The organism is Mesorhizobium sp. M2A.F.Ca.ET.037.01.1.1 (assembly GCF_003998075.1).
Lineage (GTDB): Bacteria > Pseudomonadota > Alphaproteobacteria > Rhizobiales > Rhizobiaceae > Mesorhizobium.
On sequence record NZ_RZSA01001678.1, the window covers coordinates 1 to 626 of the forward strand.

At 65.5% G+C, this 626-nt stretch carries 2 protein-coding genes; one reads left to right on the plus strand and one right to left on the minus strand.

Annotated elements, in window-relative coordinates; translation table 11 throughout:
• Window positions 1-450, plus strand: a 450-nt coding sequence (locus EOA27_RS39170; RefSeq protein WP_145970940.1) for a YdcF family protein, incomplete at its 5' end; no start/stop codon positions are given.
• Here the strand turns inward: EOA27_RS39170 and EOA27_RS39175 are convergent.
• The coding region (locus EOA27_RS39175) for a DUF599 family protein (RefSeq protein ID WP_127259047.1) at window positions 423-626 on the minus strand (204 nt) is incomplete at its 5' end. The genes EOA27_RS39170 and EOA27_RS39175 overlap by 28 nt on opposite strands.

The following is a 626-nucleotide window of genomic DNA, read 5'->3' on the forward strand; positions in this document are numbered from 1 at the left end:
CGCTTTCCCCAGGCGAAGATCGTCGTGTCCGGCGGCAATGGCTCGCTTTTCCTCGACGGCGAGGGCGACGCCGACACGGCGCCGCGCCTGCTTGGCGCGCTTGGCGTCTCCGCCGATCGCCTGATCCTCGAGGACAAATCGCGCAACACCTATGAGAATGCGGTCTTCTCGCGGAAACTGGTCGAGCCGAAGCCTGGCGAGACGTGGCTGCTGGTCACCTCGGCCTTCCACATGCCGCGCGCCAAGGCGCTGTTCGACAAGGCGGGCTTTGCGACCATTCCGTGGCCCGTCGACTATCGCACCTCGGGCAAGGAAGGCGTCGGCTTCTACCGCGACAATCCCGTTGATTCGGTGCAGGCAACCACCATTGCGGTGCGCGAATGGATCGGGCTTTTTGCCTACCGGCTGTCCGGCAGGATCGATCAGCTCTTTCCCGGACCGGGCGGCTGACCGAGCACTGCCTGCCGCGCCGCCGAGAAGAACTGGCGGCGCACCAGCACCGCCAGAAGCACCAGCGTCGACATCACGAACACGACCGGGTCGACGAACCAGCCTAGATAGCCGATCGAGAAGAAGACGGCGCGCAGCCCGGCGTTGAAGTGCTTGCCGGCGAGCACGTTCATGCG